Here is a 1,655-nt window from a genome sequence, read left to right as displayed (position 1 = left end):
CGACTGAGGTGTCTCTGGTGCCCATTGGTGCAGATGCCGACTGCGGTGTACGCAGCGATGACCCAGCCAAACCCAACACCGGGCCGACCGTGCGAATGGCGCCCTGTACTTTTTCAACACGCAGCAACCCCGTATCAACTATCTCGCCGGCAGCCGCCGTCGATCACACCAGAGAGGAAAACACCATGCCAGGTGCAGCAAACAACACCCCGGCGGCGGCACCAGCTGCCGGCGACCAAGGCCAGCAGGCTATCAACCAGCGCGCGCTCGATGATGCGCGTGCAGAGGGCGCGCGTCTGGAAGGCGAACGTCAAAGCGGCATCCGCGAAGCCGTCACCTTGGGCGGCCTGGAGCCGGCCTACGCAGATCAACTGATCGGCAACCGTGATATGACGGCCGAAGGCGCAGGCCTGGCCGTGCTGCGCGAAAAGGCCAAACGTAGTACGGCCACACCGACGCGCTCTGGCGCGCATATCCAGACTGTCAGCGACGAGACGGATAACCGCCGTGCCGCGATCACGGACGCAATCGTGCATCGCCTGAACCCAAGCGTTGCGCTGCCTGAGCATGCGCGCCAGTACCGCCATATGTCGCTGCTGCGCATGGCTGAAGAAACGCTCGATCACGCTGGCGTCAACGTGCGCGGCCTGTCGGGCATCGAGATTGCCGGCCGTGCCATGCACACCACGTCCGACTTCCCGGCCATCCTGTCGAACGTACTGAACAAGCGCCTGCGCCAGGCGTATGCGGAAGCCGAGCGCACCTACAAGTTGTGGGCGCGCCGTGCCCCGAATGCGCCAGACTTCAAGAAAATGCAAGTGGTGCAAATGGGCGGCGCACCGGACCTGCTGAAACTCAATGAAGCGGGCGAGTATCAGTACGGCACCATCAACGACGCCGGTGAAACCTACGGCGTGGTGACGTATGGCCGCATCGTGGCGGTATCGCGCCAGACCCTGGTCAACGATGATTTGCGCGCCCTGGACCGCTTGGTTGCCGCTTTCGGCGCTTCGGCCAGCCGCCTGGAAAATCGCCTGGTGTATGCACAGCTCACCGGCAACCCAGCCATGGGCGATGGCAAGCAGCTGTTCAGCGCGGATCATGGCAACCTCGGTGATCCTGGCGCGATTTCGGCGGCGGCGCTGGGTAAGGGCCGCAGCCAGATGCGCCTGCAGAAAGGCCTGGCCGGCGAAGAGCTGAACGTTGTGCCGAACTTTCTGATCGTGCCGACGGCGCAAGAGCAGTTGGCTTACCAGTACACCAGCAGCAACTACGTGCCGGCCAAGGCGGGCGATGTGAATGAGTTCCGTGCCGGCGGTCGCACGGCGGTTGAGCCGATTGTCGAACCTCTGCTGGATGGCAATAGCGCGACGGCTTGGTACTTGGCCTCGAACAGCGGCGAGATCGACACCGTCGAATACTGCTGGCTCGATGGCGCCGAAGGCGTCTGGATCGAGAACGAAATCGGCTTCGATGTGGATGGCATGAAGGTCAAGGCGCGCCTGGATTTCGCTGCCAAGGTGGTCGATCACCGCGGCCTGTGGAAAAACGCCGGCGCATAAGCGCTGGTCAAGCGGCGCCATCGCTTCGCGGTGGTGCCTCACTTTACTTTGCAAGGAATCGAGATGAAAAATTTTGTACAGCCAGGCAATACC

General features: G+C 62.5%; 1 protein-coding gene. It reads left to right on the top strand.

The features are described from left to right. The coding region (locus AC0V2Y_RS26835; RefSeq protein ID WP_475418403.1) for a prohead protease/major capsid protein fusion protein at nucleotides 1-1,562 on the top strand (1,562 nt) is incomplete at its 5' end. Between the last annotated feature and the right edge of the window lie 93 nt (nucleotides 1,563-1,655).

The organism is Janthinobacterium sp. BHSEK, assembly GCF_056174685.1.
This window is presented reverse-complemented; position numbering and strand designations above follow the sequence as displayed.